A 13,811-nucleotide genomic window follows, 5' to 3' on the forward strand; every position below is an offset into this window, starting at 1 on the left:
GGGTCAGGCCTTCAGCAGCGCGATCGACTTCAGCGCGCCGCTGCCGGGAAACACCTCGGTGTTCAGCGTGCGCGACGCGACCTGCAGATGCTCGGCGAGCACGCTCTTCAGCAACGCGCGCAGATCGGTCGTGATCTTCAGGTCGCGACCCTCGAAGCGATCGCGCTTCGCCAGCCCCGGCCAGTCGGCGATCACGCGCCCGCCATCGACGGCACCACCGAGCACGAAGGCCGCGGCGCCGGTGCCGTGGTCGGTGCCGAGCGTGCCGTTGATCGCGACCTCGCGGCCGAACTCGGTCGCGACGACCACGACGGTGCGCGCCCAGGTGCCGCTCGGCACCAGCCCCTCGCGCAGCGTCGCGAGGCCGCCGTCGAGCTGGCGCAGGTAGTTGGAGAGCGGGCCGTTCGGATTCGCCTGGTTCGCGTGCGTGTCCCAGCCGCTCATCTCGAGCACCGCGGCCTGCGGGCCGTTCGGTGCGGCGAGGAACTCGGCCGCGCGGCTCGCGATCACGCTGAAGTTGGCGCCGCCGCGCGCACCCGCGATGCCGGCGCCGGCGGCCATCTCGGCCGGCATCGCGCCGTTGTCGAAGTGCAGCGCCTTCGCGCGTTCGAGCGCGGTTCCCAATGCCGGGTCGTTCGCGTACATCCGGCCGAGCCGCGCCACGAGATCGGGGCCGGGGTCAGGCAGCGTCGAAGGCGCCCAGGTGTCGACGATGCCCGGCCCGCGCAGCACCAGCGGCACGGCGGTGTTCAGCGCCAGGCTCTTGCCGCTCGACCGCGCCAGTGCACGACCGAGCCAGCCGGTCGAGAGCTCGTAAGGGCGCACGCCGCCGCTCTCGAGCACCTGCTGCGCATCGAAGTGCGAGCGGTCGCGGTACGGCAGCCCGACCGCGTGCACGACGGCCAGTTCGCCGCGGCCGTACATCGCGTGCATCGCGGCCAGGTTCGGGTGCAGCGCGAACGTGGCGTCGAGCGCGAGCGGCGCCGTGAACTGCCCCAGCGCGCCGCGGGCGGCGCCGAACTCGGGGTCGCCGATCGCCGGTACGGCGGACAGGCCGTCGAGCCCGCCGCGCAGGATCACGAAGACGAAGCGGCGGTCACTGGCCTGGCCGCCGCTGCCTGCGAAGCTCAGCGTCGACAACGGGCTGAGTGCGCCGGCGCCGAGCGTGGCGGCCAGCATGCGCCGGCGGGTCGAGTTGAACAAAGATTTCATCGGTTGGCTCCGGGGCTCAGCGGCGTTGGAACTCGGGCGCCATCAGCAGCAGGGCCAGGGCCTGCGAAGCGTCGGCGGCGCGGTCGATCTGGGTCTTCGTCTCGGGGCTCAGCAGCGGCCCGAGGCTTTGCGCCGCGAGCACGCGCGCGTCGACGCTGCTGCCGAGCCGGTTGGCGGCACGCGTCGACCACTCGACGCGCTTCCAGACCGCGTCGGGTCCGAGCCAGTCTTCGGCGCGGTCGCTCCAGCCGGCGGGCGAGGGCGCGGCCTGCACGCGCTGGCCGAGTGCGGCGATGCCGCCGACCGCCTGCGCCGCGTTCTTCGCGTCGCCGCGATCGAACAGGCGCGGGTTCAGGTCCAGCATGCGCACGGCCGAGACCACGAACTCTTCCGGTGTCTTCAGCTTCGCCGGCCGCGGGCTCCAGGCCTCGGGGCTCGCGATCAGCTCGCGATACACCGGCGCGAGCTGCGCGCCGCTGTGCAGGTAGCGCGCCGCGAGCCGGTCGACCAGGGCAGGCGGCGGATCGTCGGCGACGAAGTGGCGCGCGAGTTTGGTCGCGATGAAACGCGCGGTGGCCGGGTGCAGCGCGAGGTCGTGCAGCACCCTGCGCAGCGCGTCGGGGCCTTCGGGGTAGGTCTGGCCGAGCAGCGTCTTCGGGCCGGGCTCGTGCCAGGCGGGGTCGAAGTTGAGCGACGGGTCGGTGTCTTGATAGCCGACGCGCCAGCCGGTCAGCACGCGCGCGAACGCGGTCACGTCGGCTTGCGCGTAGACCGGCTCGGCGCCGCGTGCGCTGTCGGCGCCGAGCGTGTGCAGCTCCAGCACCTCGCGCGCGAGGTTCTCGTTCAGGCCGGTGACGCGCGGGCTTTCGTCGAGGCGCGCGGCACGTCGTGCGGCGCGCCCGACGATGCTCGAGCCCGGCCCGGCGGACTGCACGTTGTCCAGGTAGCGCAGCATCGCCGGGTGCGTGGTCGCCGCGAGCAGCAGCTGCTCGAACGAGCCGGCGATGCGCGGCCGGATCGCATCGCGCTCGAACGCGCCGACCAGGCCGCGTGTGCTGCCCTTTGCGAGCGACACGGTGAAGTGGTTCGCCCAGAACCACTGCAGCCGCTCGGCGAAGGGCCGGGTCGTGGCCGCCGCGGTCAGCAGCCGCGAGCGCGCGTCGGCGGCGATGACCTCGCGGTAGTGACCGGCAACGCCCTGCGCCGCGGCCTGCTCGGCGTTCATCGGCACCGGCGGCGGGTTCTTGCGCTCGCGGCGCAGCTCGCGTTCCGCGGCGACGTGGGCGAGCGCCTGCGCGGTGCTCAGCAGCCCGTCGCCGCGCGGTGCATCGGCCGGGCCGATCTGCGCCGCGAGCCACTGCGCCGGGTCGCTGCCGACCGCATCGAGCGTGGCCTCGCCCAGGCCGAAACGGTGTGCGGCGATCGCCGCCTGTAGCGAGCCTGGACTGGACATGCGCATCTCCCGGGATGCGCGCAGCATGCCGGGTTTCGGTAAAGCCCGCGTGTGCGCACCGTCAAGAAACGTGGCGCCGCGCGATGCGGCGCACAGGGAATTTCCCTAGCGGATCAGGAGCCCGTTGATCGACGCGACATCGTCCGGCGTCAGCCGCCCCGAGGCCTGGCGCAGCCGCATCCCCGCCATGATCAGGTCATAGCGTGCCTTCGCGAGCTGCGCCTGCGTCGTGTAGAGCTGCGCCTGCGCGTTCAGCACGTCGATGTTGACGCGCACGCCGACCTTGAAGCCGAGCTGCGTGGCCTCGAGCGCGAGCTTGCTCGACGACTCGGCGGCTTCGAGCGCACCGACCTGCGCGCCGGCCGATCCGACCTGGTAGTAGAGCTGGCGAGTCAGCTGCGCGACCCCGCGGCGCGCGGTCTCGAGGTCGTCGAGCGACTTGTCTTCGAGCACCAGCGTTTCCTTCACGCGGTTCTGGATCTGGAAGCCGGCGAACAGCGGCAGGTTCAGGTTGATGGACACCGAGCTGATCGTGCTCGGCGTCTTGTACGAGAACGAGGAGCCGGGCACCACCAGCGCGTTCTCGGAGTGGCCGCGCGCGTAGCTGCCGTTCAGGGTCACGGTCGGCAGGTGGCCGGCCTTCGCCTTGGTGGTGTCGAGCCGGGCGATCTCGAGCGCGATGCGCGCCTTGCGCACCAGCGGGTGCTCGGCGTCGGCACGCGTGACCCAGTCGTCGACGTTCGCGGGCGCCAGCGCCGGCAGCGCGATCGGCAACGCGAGCTGCTTCGGCGCGATGTTCGTGCGGCCGACGGTCTGGTCGAGCAGGATGCGCTTGGTCTGCAGGTCGTTCTCGGCCTGGATCTGCGTTGCGCGTGCCAGGTCATGGCGCGCCTGGGCCTCGCGGGTGTCGGTGATGGTCGCGGTGCCGACCTCGAAATTGCGCTTCGCCGACGCGACCTGCTCGGAGATCGCGGCCAGGCTGGCGCGTGCGGTTTCGAGGTTGTCCTGCGCCGCGAGCACGTCGAAGTAGGCTTGCGAGACGCGCAGGATCAGGTCCTGCTCGGCGGCTTCGAGGTCGGCGCGGAACGCGTCGACCGCCTTCTCGGCCTGTGAGATCGTCACGTCGTTGCTGCGGTTGAAGAGCGTCTGCGAGCCGCTCAGCGTCGCGCTCACCGAGCTCGAGTTCGCGACCTGGGTCGACGGCGAATCGGGCGTGCTGCTGAGCTGGCGCGCGCCGGCGACCCCCAGGCCGACCTGCGGCAGCCGCAGCCCGCGCGCCTGGTCGTAGCGATACTGGGCCGCGTCGAGGTTCGCACGCGCGGCGAGGTAGCTGGAGTCGTAGCCATGCGCGGTCTGGTAGAGCTCCTGCAGGCTCTGCGCCTGCGCGCCCGGCGCGGTGCCCAGGAGCGGCAGCGCGACGGCGAGGGCCGCCGCGAGCGCACGCGGGCGCAGAGTGTGAAGGCGGTGGCTCAGCGACATGGGGATGACCTCTCCAAGGGATTGTTGTGTTCTGTCCGGTGGTTCGGGATTCAATACCGGGCCACGGCCGCGTCGACCTGCTGCGACCACGCGTCGACGCCGCCGGCGAGGTTATAGACCGCGTCGAAGCCCTGGCGCTCCAGGAATGCGACGACCTGCGCGCTTCGGGCCCCGTGATGGCAGATACAGACGACAGGCTGCGCCGGGTCGAGCTCGGCGAGGCGCCCGGGCACCGTGTTCATCGGCATCGGCAGCGTCTGCAGGCCCTCGATGCGGATCGCCGCGAGCGCGAACTCCCAGGGCTCGCGCACATCGAGCAGCAGCGGCCGCGGCGCATTGGCCGCGCCGCTCATGGCGATCAGCTCGCGACCGCTCAGGCTCTTCATCAGAACTGGAACCGCGTCGGCTCGGTGAAGCCGCGCAGGCGCGGCGCGACGGTGTCGAACAGCACGCGGCGCTCCAGGCCCTGCTCGCCGGTGCGCGTGATCAGCACCGCGCGCATCACCGGCGCGGCGCCGACGATCGCCGCGAGGCGCCCGCCGGTCTTCAGCTGCGAGAGCAGCACCTGCGGCACCTCGGCGACCGAGCCCGACAGCACGATGACGTCGAACGGACCGTCGCCGGCGAGGCCGATGGAGCCGTCGGCATTCACGACGTTGGCGTTCATCACGCCGGCACGCTGCAGGTTCGCGGCCGCGAAGCGCGCCAGATCGGGTTCGATCTCGAGCGTCGTGACCTGCTGCGCCTTGTGCGCGAGCAGCGCCGCCATGTGGCCGGAACCGGCGCCGACCTCGAGCACGCGCTCGTGCTTGTGCACCGCGAGCTCCTGCAGCAGCCGCGCCTCGACTTTCGGCGCGAGCATGCACTGGCCGTGCGGCAGCGGCACCTCGGTGTCGACGAAGGCCAGCGCACGGTGCTCGGCCGGCACGAAGTCCTCGCGCTTCACGACCGCGAGCAGCTCCAGCACGCTCGTGTTCAACACATCCCACGGCCGGATCTGCTGCTCGATCATGTTGAAGCGGGCTTGTTCGATGTTCATGGTGGTCACGGATGGGGAGTGGCGCGCGATTCTATTTCGTGGCCGGCGGCGGCCGCCCGGCCAGCACGCCGTTTCACGAGGCCTTTCGGTTCCGGGGGCGGGCAGCGGTCGCGGGCGCAGATCGGCGCGCGCCGTTGACGACGATGTCGACGTGCGTGTCAATGAAGCGGTGCGGATCCAGCTCGCGGATCGGCACATGGCAGGGCCCGAGCGAGTGGCGGTGCAGGCACATCATCAGCATCGGGAAGATCAGCAGGTGCACGGTTTCGAACAGGTTGATCGGGCGCAGTTCGCCGGCGTCGATGCCGCGCTGCAGTGCGCGGGTGAACAGCGCGCGCCCCGGCGAGATCACCTCGTCGACATAGAAGCTCGCGAAGTCGGGGAAGTTGCCCATCTCGGTCAGGATGACCTTGAAGATGCCGGACGCCGGCGTGTCGCCGATGCGCTCCCACCAGGTGTGCAGCAGCGTGCCGAGCAGCTGCTGTGTGTCGCCCTCGAAGCTGCCGACGATGTCGGCGGCCTCGGTGATCAGGTTGCCGAGGTTCTCGCGCACGACCGCCTTCAGCAGCTCTTCCTTGCTCGGGTAGTACAGGTACAGCGTCCCCTTCGAGACGCCGGCGCGCGCGGCCACGTCTTCGGAGCGGGTCGCGGCGAAACCGCGTTCGACGAACAGGTCGAGCGCGGCGGCGAGCAACTCCTGGGGTCGGGCCTGCTTGCGGCGCTGCCGCATCGAGGCGGGGCCGGTCGCAACGACGGGGGTGGCGGCGGATTTTTTCATACTGACCGGTCAGTCAGTAATATAGCCGGTAGCGGCGCGGCGGGTCAAGGCAAGAAGCTGCTTCACACGGCGTCGTTAACATCGCCGGCTCGCAACTGCCACGGAGTCACGCGTTGGATTTCATTCTTCTGCTCAAGGCCGCGATCATGGGCATCGTCGAGGGGCTCACCGAGTTCCTGCCGGTGTCGAGCACCGGCCACCTGATTCTCGCGGGTGCGCTGCTGCACTTCAACGACGCGCGCGGCAAGCTGTTCGAGATCGTGATCCAGTCGGCCGCGATCCTCGCGGTGGTCTGGGAGTTTCGCGGCCGCATCGCGGCCACATTGAGCGGCGCCGGCCGCGACCCGAAGGCCACGCGGCTGCTGCGCAACGTCGCGATCGCGTTCATGCCGCTGGCGCTGCTCGGGCTGGCATTCGGCAAGATGCTGAAGGCGAACCTGTTCAACGCGCCCACGGTCGCGACGACCTTCATCCTCGGCGGTCTCGTGATCCTCTGGGCCGAGCGCAGAACGCATGCGATCCGCGTGCACAGCGTCGACGAGATGAGCGCGCTGGACGCGTTGAAGGTCGGCATCGCGCAGGCCTTCGCGCTGATCCCGGGCACGAGCCGCAGCGGGGCGACGATCATCGGCGGCATGCTGTTCGGGCTGTCGCGCCAAGTGGCGACCGAGTTCACCTTCTATCTCGCGATCCCGACGCTGGCGATCGCGTCGGTCTACTCGCTGTACAAGGAGCGCGCGCTGCTGTCGATGGACGACCTCGGCATGTGGGCGGTCGGCATGATCGCCGCGTTCGTCTCGGCCTTCCTGTGCGTGCGCTGGTTGCTGCGCTACATCTCGACCCACACGTTCGTGCCGTTCGCCTGGTATCGCATCGCGTTCGGGATCGTGGTGCTCGCGACCTGGTGGAGCGGGACGGTGGTCTGGGCCGATTGAGTCGCGCTCACGAGCGCACGAACACCAGATCCCAGACGCCGTGGCCGAGCTTCAGGCCGCGGTTCTCGAACTTGGTCAGCGGCCGGTAGTCCGGCTTCGGCGCATAGCCGTCGGCCGTGTTGCGCAGCACCGGCTCGGCCGACAGCACCTCCAGCATCTGCTGCGCGTAGGGCTGCCAGTCGGTCGCGCAATGCAGGTAGCCGCCGGGTGCGAGGCGGGTCGCGAGGAGCTGCACGAACTCGGACTGGATCAGCCGGCGCTTGTTGTGCTTCTTCTTGTGCCACGGGTCCGGGAAGAACACATGCGCGCCGGCGAGCGACGCCGGGACGATCATCTGCTGCAGCACGTCGACCGCGTCGTGCTGGATCAGGCGCAGGTTGGTCAGGCCGCGCTCGCCGACCTGCTTCAGCAGCGCGCCGACCCCGGGCGTGTGCACCTCGACGCCGATGAAGTCGATGCCGGGCAGGGCCTGCGCGATCGCCGCGGTCGCGTCGCCCATCCCGAAGCCGATCTCCAGCACCTGCGGCGCGACGCGGCCGAAGCTCGCCGCGAAGTCGAACGGCGCCGCGGTGTAGGGGAGCACGAAGCGCGGCCCGAGTTCGGCGAGCGCACGCGTCTGCCCCGGGCCCATGCGGCCGGCGCGCACGACGAAGCTGCGGATGCTGCGGCGCGGCGTTGTCTCGGGGGTCTCGATCGGATCGGTCATCGGTGACGGCAGAAGAGGGCAGGGTGCATATTCGGCAGGCCGCATTGTGACGGCGGCCACGCAAAGGCCCCGCGCGCGCGTCGGTCACGGCGAGCCGGGCTGCCGGCGAGGCGGGCCGGCTGCTAGCCTCGCGCCCATGCGCAGGCCCTCCGCCCCATCCGCCTCCAGCGCCCGCTGCGTGCCGGCCGCCCTGATGCTGTTCGCCGCGCTCGCGCTGAATGCTTCGGCGCTCGCGGCGGCGAAGCGCCCGGCGCCGCGCGTGCCCGTCGCCGGCGCGCTRCCGGCCCCGGTCGCGCGTGCGATCGCGGCCTCGGGTTTGGCCCCGCGCAGCTTCGGGCTGTACGCGCAGGAGGTCGTCGGCGAGCGCACCGTGTTCGCGCTGAACGAGGAGTCGCCCTTCACGATGGCGTCGACGACGAAGATCGTCACCGCGCTCGCCGCGCTCGACCTGCTCGGCCCGTACTACCGCTGGCGCACCTCGGCCTTCGCGCTCGGCACGCTGGCCGACGGCAAGCTGGTCGGCGACCTGCTGATCGTCGGCGGCGGCAACGCGCAGCTCACATCGACGGCGCTGGCCGCGTGGTTCCGCCGCATGCACGACCAGGGGCTGCACGAGATCGACGGCGACATCGTGCTCGACCGCTACGCCTTCCAGCTCACCCCGGCCGATCACGCCGGCACCCCGCTGCAGTCCGCCGGCGAGCCGCGCCATGTGTGGCCCGATGCGATGACGCTCGACGAGGGCCTGCTCGACATCGCCGTGCGGCCATCGCGCGGGACGCGCGCGGCCGTCTCGCTGAACCCGGTGCTCAGCGAAGTGCGGCTCGAGAACCGCATCACGATGGGCGGCGGCTGCAACGCTGCGCCGGCCTGGCAGAACGGCCGCGACGGCCGCGCGACACTGGTCGTGCAGGGCAGCTGGGGGCCGGCCTGCGGCACGCGCAACGTCAGCTTCGTGCCGCCCCCTGACAGCGGCATCGCGGCCCGCGCATTGCCGGCGATGTGGGCCGCGGCGGGCGGGGTGCTGCGCGGCCGCGTCGTGTCGGCGCCGGTCGTGCCGGGGATCAGCCCGATCCCGCTCGGCACCGACGGCGAGCCGGTGCAGCCGCTGTCGTTCGACCGCTCGAAGCCGCTGACCGAACTGGTGCGCGACATCAACAAGGCGAGCGACAACGTCGGCGCCCGCAACCTGATGCTGTCGCTGTCGCCGGGCTTCCCGGCACGGCCGGCGACGCTCGCCGCCGCGCGCAGGGTCGTCGGGCTGTGGTTGCGCGATCAGGGGCTGGCCGATGGGGATGTCGAGGTCGAGAACGGCTCGGGCCTGTCGCACAGCGAACGCGCGAAGCCGCGCGCGATGGTGCAGTTGCTGCGCAAGGCGTGGCGTGCCGAGCAGGCGCAGGCCTTCTTCGATTCGCTGCCGATCGCCGGCGTCGACGGCACGCTGAAGACCCGCCTGACCAACGGCCGCGCGGCCGGGCAGGCCTACCTGAAGACCGGCACCTTGAACGACACGCGCGCGCTCGCCGGCTACGTGCACGCGGCCAGCGGCAAGATGTACGCGGTCGCGCTGATGGTCAACGGCGCCGATCCGGCCGCCGGCCGCCCGGCGCTCGACGCGATGGTCGAGTGGCTCGCGCGAAACGGCTGAGCCCGGGCCGGGATCGCCGCACGGCGCGCTAGAATCGCGGCCGAACTGCGGGTGTAGTTCAATGGCAGAACGGCAGCTTCCCAAGCTTCATACAGGGGTTCGATTCCCCTCACCCGCTCCACAGAAGGCTTCGCATCGGAGCGCCGCGGCGCTCCGCGCCTTCTCCTACAGGCACGGTGCGCAATTCGCCACCGGACAGCCAGCGTTTGACCCACATCAGATGGCACGCCAGCGGTGCAGTGTGGAGATCTGCCGCGACAAGGAGAATGCGATGACCATGGTCACCGGCTTGTTCAAGGACAAGGACAGCGCCGAACTCGCTTTCCAGTCGGTCGTCGACCTGGGCTACGACAAGAGCGATGTCAATGTGGTCATGCCCGAAGAAGTTCGCCGACGCTACTTTCTCGCCGGCAGCCCGACCACAGATCATCCCGGGACGACAGTTCTGGAAGAGAAGGCCGCTGCGGCCGACATCAACAAGTCCTCGGACAACCTGTGGGGCGGTCCGGTCGGCGGCACGGTCGGCACGCTCGCGCCGGTCGTCGCGGCGGTGGGTGTGATGCTGATTCCCGGCTTCGGGATCGTGGCCGGGCCGGTGGCGATCGCGTTGGCAGCTTCTGCGGCGACCGGTGTGGCCATCAGCCTGATGGGAATCCTCGTGAACTGGGGCATTCCGGAATCGCGCGTCGAGCAATACGAAGTCGGACTCCGTGCCGGCGGCATTCTGCTGGGGGTGAAAGCGCACTCCGATGCAGAGGCATCGGAAATCCGGCAACGCTGGCAAGAACGCGGTGGAGAACACGTTCTCTCGTAGCCCGGCGCCGGCGCCGGGGTATTCTGCGGGCATGCCTTCTTCCGACATCGACGACCCACCTGCGTTGCAGATCGCGACGCAGCCGGCGCTGCCGGTCGAGTCGCTGGCAGCCTCGGGTTTCGGCCCGTTCGAGGTGCACATCTGCGCGGACCGCGAGACGCTGCTGGCGCGCCTGGCCGACGGCGGCTGCGATGCACTGATCCTGAACGATGCCGCCGACGCGCCCGACCTTGCGGCCGAGGCCGGCCCCGATGTCGCCGTCCTCGTCGTCGTTGCCGGGCCCGATGCGGCCGGCGTGATCGGCTGGCTCCGACGCGGCGCGCAGGACGTGCTGCTCGGCCACGAGCTCGAATCGGCGGCGCTGCCGCAACGCCTGCGCGCCGCGATCGAGCGCAAGCGCCTCGAGCGCGACGCCCGCACCGCGTACGCGACCGATCTCGAGACCGGGCTGCCGCACCAGCAGCAGCTGATCGAACACATGAGCCAGCTGCTCGCGCTGCGCGAGCGCGAGCCGGCGCCGATGGCGGTGCTCGCGCTGCGCATCGAAGGTTTCGCGACGACCGAGGCGCGGCTCGGCCGCGAGGCCGCGAACGTGCTGCGCCGCAAGGTCGGTGTGCGCCTGCGCGCCGGCGTGCGCGCCAGCGATGTCGTCGCCTCGCTCGGCGACGACGGCTTCGCGGTGCTGCTCGGCTCGATCCTGACGCCGGCCGACGCGGCGCGCGTCGGTGCGAAGCTGCTGAAGTCGCTGATGCAGCCGCTGCACGTCGGCGGCCAGGATGTCTCGGTCGCCACCGCGCTCGGCATCGGCCAGTATCCCCAGGATGGTTCGCAAGCCGATGCGCTGCTGCGCCGCGCGGTCGGTCTCGCCGCGGCCGCGCCGGCGCAGGGGCGTGCAGGCTTTGCGGGCTTCGGCGAAACCGGCGCCACACCGGTCGGCGCCGCGAACGACGAGTGACGCGGGACGCCGCGCCGCGCACCGCTTCGAGTCGCGCCCGCGGCCGAGCCTCGCGGGGCGCCACCTATAATCAAAAGCTCTTGAAAATCAAGCATTTATGCGGTCTGCCGCGCGTTCGTGACGCGGCCCGCAGCCAGAAGGCCCCGGCATGAAAGCAGCAGAAATCCGTTCCACGTTCCTGAAGTTCTTCGAGGCGAAGGGGCACGCGATCGTCGCGTCGAGCCCGGTCGTGCCGGGCGACGACCCGACGCTGCTGTTCACGAACGCCGGGATGAACCAGTTCAAGGACGTGTTCCTCGGCTTCGACAAGCGCCCGTACGCGCGCGCGACGACGGCGCAGAAGTGCATCCGTGCCGGCGGCAAGCACAACGATCTCGAGAACGTCGGCTACACCGCGCGGCACCACACCTTCTTCGAGATGCTGGGCAACTTCAGCTTCGGCGACTACTTCAAGAAGGACGCGATTGCCTACGCGTGGGAGCTGCTGACCGAGGTCTACCAGCTCCCGAAAGAGAAGCTCTGGGTCACCGTCTACGCCGAGGACGACGAGGCCTACGAGATCTGGCACAAGAACATCGGCGTGCCGGCCGAGCGCATCGTGCGCATCGGCGACAACAAGGGCGCCGCGTTCGCCTCCGACAACTTCTGGATGATGGGCGACACCGGCCCGTGCGGCCCGTGCACCGAGATCTTCTACGACCACGGGCCCGAGATCGCCGGCGGTCCGCCGGGCTCGCCCGATGAAGACGGCGACCGCTACATCGAGATCTGGAACAACGTGTTCATGCAGTTCAATCGTCAGATCGACGAGAAGAGCGGCGCGTACGTGATGCACAAGCTGCCCAAGCCCAGCGTCGACACCGGCATGGGCCTGGAGCGGCTGACCGCGGTGCTGCAGCATGTGCACAGCAACTACGAGATCGACACCTTCGTGAACCTGCTCGGCGCGGCGAAGGCCGCGGTCGATGCGGCCGGCGCCGGTGACTGCGATCAGCAGGCGCCTTCGCTGAAGGTCATCGCCGACCACATCCGCGCCTGCACCTTCACGGTCGTCGACGGCGTGATCCCGAGCAATGCCGGTCGCGGCTACGTGCTGCGCCGGATCGCGCGCCGCGCGATCCGGCACGGCTACAAGCTCGGCGCGCGCAAGCCGTTCTTCCACACGCTGGTGCCGGCGCTCGCCGCCGAGATGGGCGACGCCTACGCCGAGCTGCGCCGCGACGAGAAGCGCGCGTTCGAGGTGCTGAAGCAGGAAGAGGAAGGCTTCTTCCGCACGATTGCGAACGGCATGGAGATCCTCGAACGTGCCTTGGCCACCGGCACCCGGCAGATCGACGGCGACACCGCGTTCAAGCTGCACGACACCTTCGGCTTCCCGGTCGACCTGACCGCCGATGTCTGCCGCGAGCGCGGCGTCACGGTCGACGAGGCGCGCTTCGAGGTGCTGCTCGACGAGCAGAAGAAGCGCGCCCGCGAAGCCGGCAAGTTCAAGATGGCGCAAGGGCTCGAGTACAGCGGCGCCGCGACCCAGTTCCACGGCTACGACGCGCTGGTGCGCGAAGGCGCCCAGGTCACCGCGGTGTATGTCGACGGCAGCGCGGTCGCTGCCGCCGCGGCCGGCGACGACGCGGTCATCGTGCTCGACCACACGCCGTTCTATGCCGAGTCCGGCGGCCAGATCGGCGACGCCGGCGAGCTGCGCAACGCGACATCGCGCGTGATCGTCGACGACACCGTGAAGATCCAGGCGGCGGTGTTCGGTCACCACGGCCGCGTCGTCGAGGGCGAGATCAGGGTCGGCGACGTGCTCGATGCGCGTGTCGACGCCGAGAAGCGCGCGAAGACCGTGCGCAATCACTCGGCCACGCACCTGATGCACAAGGCGCTGCGCGAGGTGCTCGGCGACCACGTGCAGCAGAAGGGCTCGCTGGTGACGCCCGAGCGCACGCGCTTCGACTTCGCGCACAACAGCCCGATGACCGAAGCGCAGATCCGCAAGGTCGAGGCGCTCGTCAACGCCGAGGTCCTCGCGAACGTCGCGACGCAGGCGCGCGTGATGCCGATCGACGAGGCGCAGAAGTCGGGTGCCGTGATGCTGTTCGGCGAGAAATACGGCGACGAGGTGCGCGTGCTCGAGATCGGATCGAGCCGCGAGTTCTGCGGTGGCACGCACGTTTCGCGCACCGGCGACATCGGCCTGTTCAAGATCGTCGCCGAGAGCGGCGTCGCCGCCGGCGTGCGCCGCGTCGAGGCGATCACCGGCGACAACGCGCTCGCGTATCTGCAAACGCTCGAGGCGACGCTGCAACAGCTCGCCGGCGCGCTGAAGGCGGCGCCGAGCGAGGTGCCGGCGCGCCTGCATCAGGTGCTCGACCAGCAGCGTGCGACCGAGAAGGAACTCGGCGTGCTGAAGGGCCGGCTCGCGTCATCGCAGGGCGACGAGCTGGTGGCCAGCGCGGTCGACGTGAACGGCATCAAGGTGCTCGCGGCGATGCTGGCCGGCGCCGACGCGAAGGCGCTGCGCGACACGATGGACAAGCTGAAGGACAAGCTGAAGACCGCGGCGATCGTGCTCGCGACCGTCGACGGCGGCAAGGTGCAGATCGCGGCCGGGGTCACGAACGACAGCCTCGCGAAGCTGAAGGCCGGCGAGCTCGTCAACTTCGTCGCGCAGCAGGTCGGCGGCAAGGGCGGTGGCAAGCCCGACATCGCGATGGCCGGCGGCACCGATCCGAGCCGGCTCGACGCGGCGCTGGCATCGGTCAGAGGCTGGGTCGCCGAGCGGGTGTGAC

General features: G+C 70.4%; 12 protein-coding genes and 1 tRNA gene. 6 read left to right on the top strand and 7 right to left on the bottom strand.

Annotated features, from left to right (window positions below; genetic code table 11):
* Positions 1-3: 3 nt before the first annotated feature.
* From AC1DTW_RS10450 to AC1DTW_RS10475, 6 genes are all read right to left on the bottom strand, one after another.
* Entirely contained in the window at positions 4-1,212 is a 1,209-nt protein-coding gene (locus tag AC1DTW_RS10450) for a DUF1501 domain-containing protein (protein WP_477981001.1), read from the bottom strand.
* A gap of 16 nt (positions 1,213-1,228) precedes the next feature.
* Positions 1,229-2,665: a DUF1800 domain-containing protein gene (locus AC1DTW_RS10455; protein WP_477981002.1), complete on the bottom strand. Its 1,437-nt coding sequence runs from the start codon at positions 2,663-2,665 to the stop codon at positions 1,229-1,231.
* A 105-nt stretch (positions 2,666-2,770) separates the two neighbouring features.
* Positions 2,771-4,144 (bottom strand): TolC family outer membrane protein, encoded by a 1,374-nt coding sequence (locus tag AC1DTW_RS10460; RefSeq protein ID WP_477981003.1) that lies wholly within the window; start codon positions 4,142-4,144, stop codon positions 2,771-2,773.
* A 50-nt stretch (positions 4,145-4,194) separates the two neighbouring features.
* Positions 4,195-4,530: a rhodanese-like domain-containing protein gene (locus AC1DTW_RS10465; protein ID WP_477981005.1), complete on the bottom strand. Its 336-nt coding sequence runs from the start codon at positions 4,528-4,530 to the stop codon at positions 4,195-4,197.
* A complete protein-coding gene (locus AC1DTW_RS10470; RefSeq protein WP_477981006.1) occupies positions 4,530-5,183 on the bottom strand; it encodes a protein-L-isoaspartate O-methyltransferase family protein in 654 nt (217 codons plus the stop codon). Before AC1DTW_RS10470 ends, AC1DTW_RS10465 begins: the two co-directional genes overlap by 1 nt.
* A gap of 73 nt (positions 5,184-5,256) precedes the next feature.
* Positions 5,257-5,961, bottom strand: coding sequence for a TetR/AcrR family transcriptional regulator (locus tag AC1DTW_RS10475; protein ID WP_477981008.1), 705 nt, complete (start codon positions 5,959-5,961; stop codon positions 5,257-5,259).
* A gap of 113 nt (positions 5,962-6,074) precedes the next feature.
* Here AC1DTW_RS10475 and AC1DTW_RS10480 point away from each other — a divergent pair, with 113 nt between their 5' ends.
* Positions 6,075-6,896, top strand: coding sequence for an undecaprenyl-diphosphate phosphatase (locus AC1DTW_RS10480; protein WP_477981010.1), 822 nt, complete (start codon positions 6,075-6,077; stop codon positions 6,894-6,896).
* Between the two features lie 7 nt (positions 6,897-6,903).
* Here the strand turns inward: AC1DTW_RS10480 and trmB are convergent, their stop codons facing one another.
* The gene (trmB, locus tag AC1DTW_RS10485) at positions 6,904-7,602 is read right to left on the bottom strand and encodes a tRNA (guanosine(46)-N7)-methyltransferase TrmB (protein WP_477981011.1); all 699 of its coding nucleotides are present in this window, start codon (positions 7,600-7,602) and stop codon (positions 6,904-6,906) included.
* Between the two features lie 136 nt (positions 7,603-7,738).
* Here trmB and dacB point away from each other — a divergent pair, with 136 nt between their 5' ends.
* The 5 genes from dacB to alaS all read left to right on the top strand — a co-directional run bounded on the left by dacB (position 7,739) and on the right by alaS (position 13,810).
* The gene (gene dacB, locus AC1DTW_RS10490) at positions 7,739-9,250 is read left to right on the top strand and encodes a D-alanyl-D-alanine carboxypeptidase/D-alanyl-D-alanine endopeptidase (protein ID WP_477981012.1); all 1,512 of its coding nucleotides are present in this window, start codon (positions 7,739-7,741) and stop codon (positions 9,248-9,250) included.
* 47 nt (positions 9,251-9,297) lie between these two features.
* Positions 9,298-9,371, top strand: a tRNA-Gly gene (locus AC1DTW_RS10495).
* A gap of 150 nt (positions 9,372-9,521) precedes the next feature.
* Positions 9,522-10,064, top strand: a complete 543-nt coding sequence (locus AC1DTW_RS10500; RefSeq protein WP_477981013.1) for a hypothetical protein — start codon at positions 9,522-9,524, stop codon at positions 10,062-10,064.
* Between the two features lie 31 nt (positions 10,065-10,095).
* Entirely contained in the window at positions 10,096-11,019 is a 924-nt protein-coding gene (locus AC1DTW_RS10505) for a GGDEF domain-containing protein (protein ID WP_477981014.1), read from the top strand.
* A 148-nt stretch (positions 11,020-11,167) separates the two neighbouring features.
* A complete protein-coding gene (alaS, locus tag AC1DTW_RS10510; protein WP_477981015.1) occupies positions 11,168-13,810 on the top strand; it encodes an alanine--tRNA ligase in 2,643 nt (880 codons plus the stop codon).
* Position 13,811 lies beyond the last annotated feature (1 nt).

It is taken from the genome of Rhizobacter sp. P5_A1 (assembly GCF_056400745.1).

Excerpts from the sequence above, each read along its gene's own strand:
- AC1DTW_RS10450 (WP_477981001.1), bottom strand. The coding sequence starts at position 1,212 with ATGAAATCTTTGTTCAACTCGACCCGCCGGCGCATGCTGGCCGCCACG.
- AC1DTW_RS10455 (WP_477981002.1), bottom strand. The coding sequence starts at position 2,665 with ATGTCCAGTCCAGGCTCGCTACAGGCGGCGATCGCCGCACACCGTTTC.
- AC1DTW_RS10460 (WP_477981003.1), bottom strand. The coding sequence starts at position 4,144 with ATGTCGCTGAGCCACCGCCTTCACACTCTGCGCCCGCGTGCGCTCGCG.
- AC1DTW_RS10465 (WP_477981005.1), bottom strand. The coding sequence starts at position 4,530 with ATGAAGAGCCTGAGCGGTCGCGAGCTGATCGCCATGAGCGGCGCGGCC.
- AC1DTW_RS10470 (WP_477981006.1), bottom strand. The coding sequence starts at position 5,183 with ATGAACATCGAACAAGCCCGCTTCAACATGATCGAGCAGCAGATCCGG.
- AC1DTW_RS10475 (WP_477981008.1), bottom strand. The coding sequence starts at position 5,961 with ATGAAAAAATCCGCCGCCACCCCCGTCGTTGCGACCGGCCCCGCCTCG.
- trmB (WP_477981011.1), bottom strand. The coding sequence starts at position 7,602 with ATGACCGATCCGATCGAGACCCCCGAGACAACGCCGCGCCGCAGCATC.
- AC1DTW_RS10500 (WP_477981013.1), top strand. The coding sequence starts at position 9,522 with ATGACCATGGTCACCGGCTTGTTCAAGGACAAGGACAGCGCCGAACTC.
- AC1DTW_RS10505 (WP_477981014.1), top strand. The coding sequence starts at position 10,096 with ATGCCTTCTTCCGACATCGACGACCCACCTGCGTTGCAGATCGCGACG.
- alaS (WP_477981015.1), top strand. The coding sequence starts at position 11,168 with ATGAAAGCAGCAGAAATCCGTTCCACGTTCCTGAAGTTCTTCGAGGCG.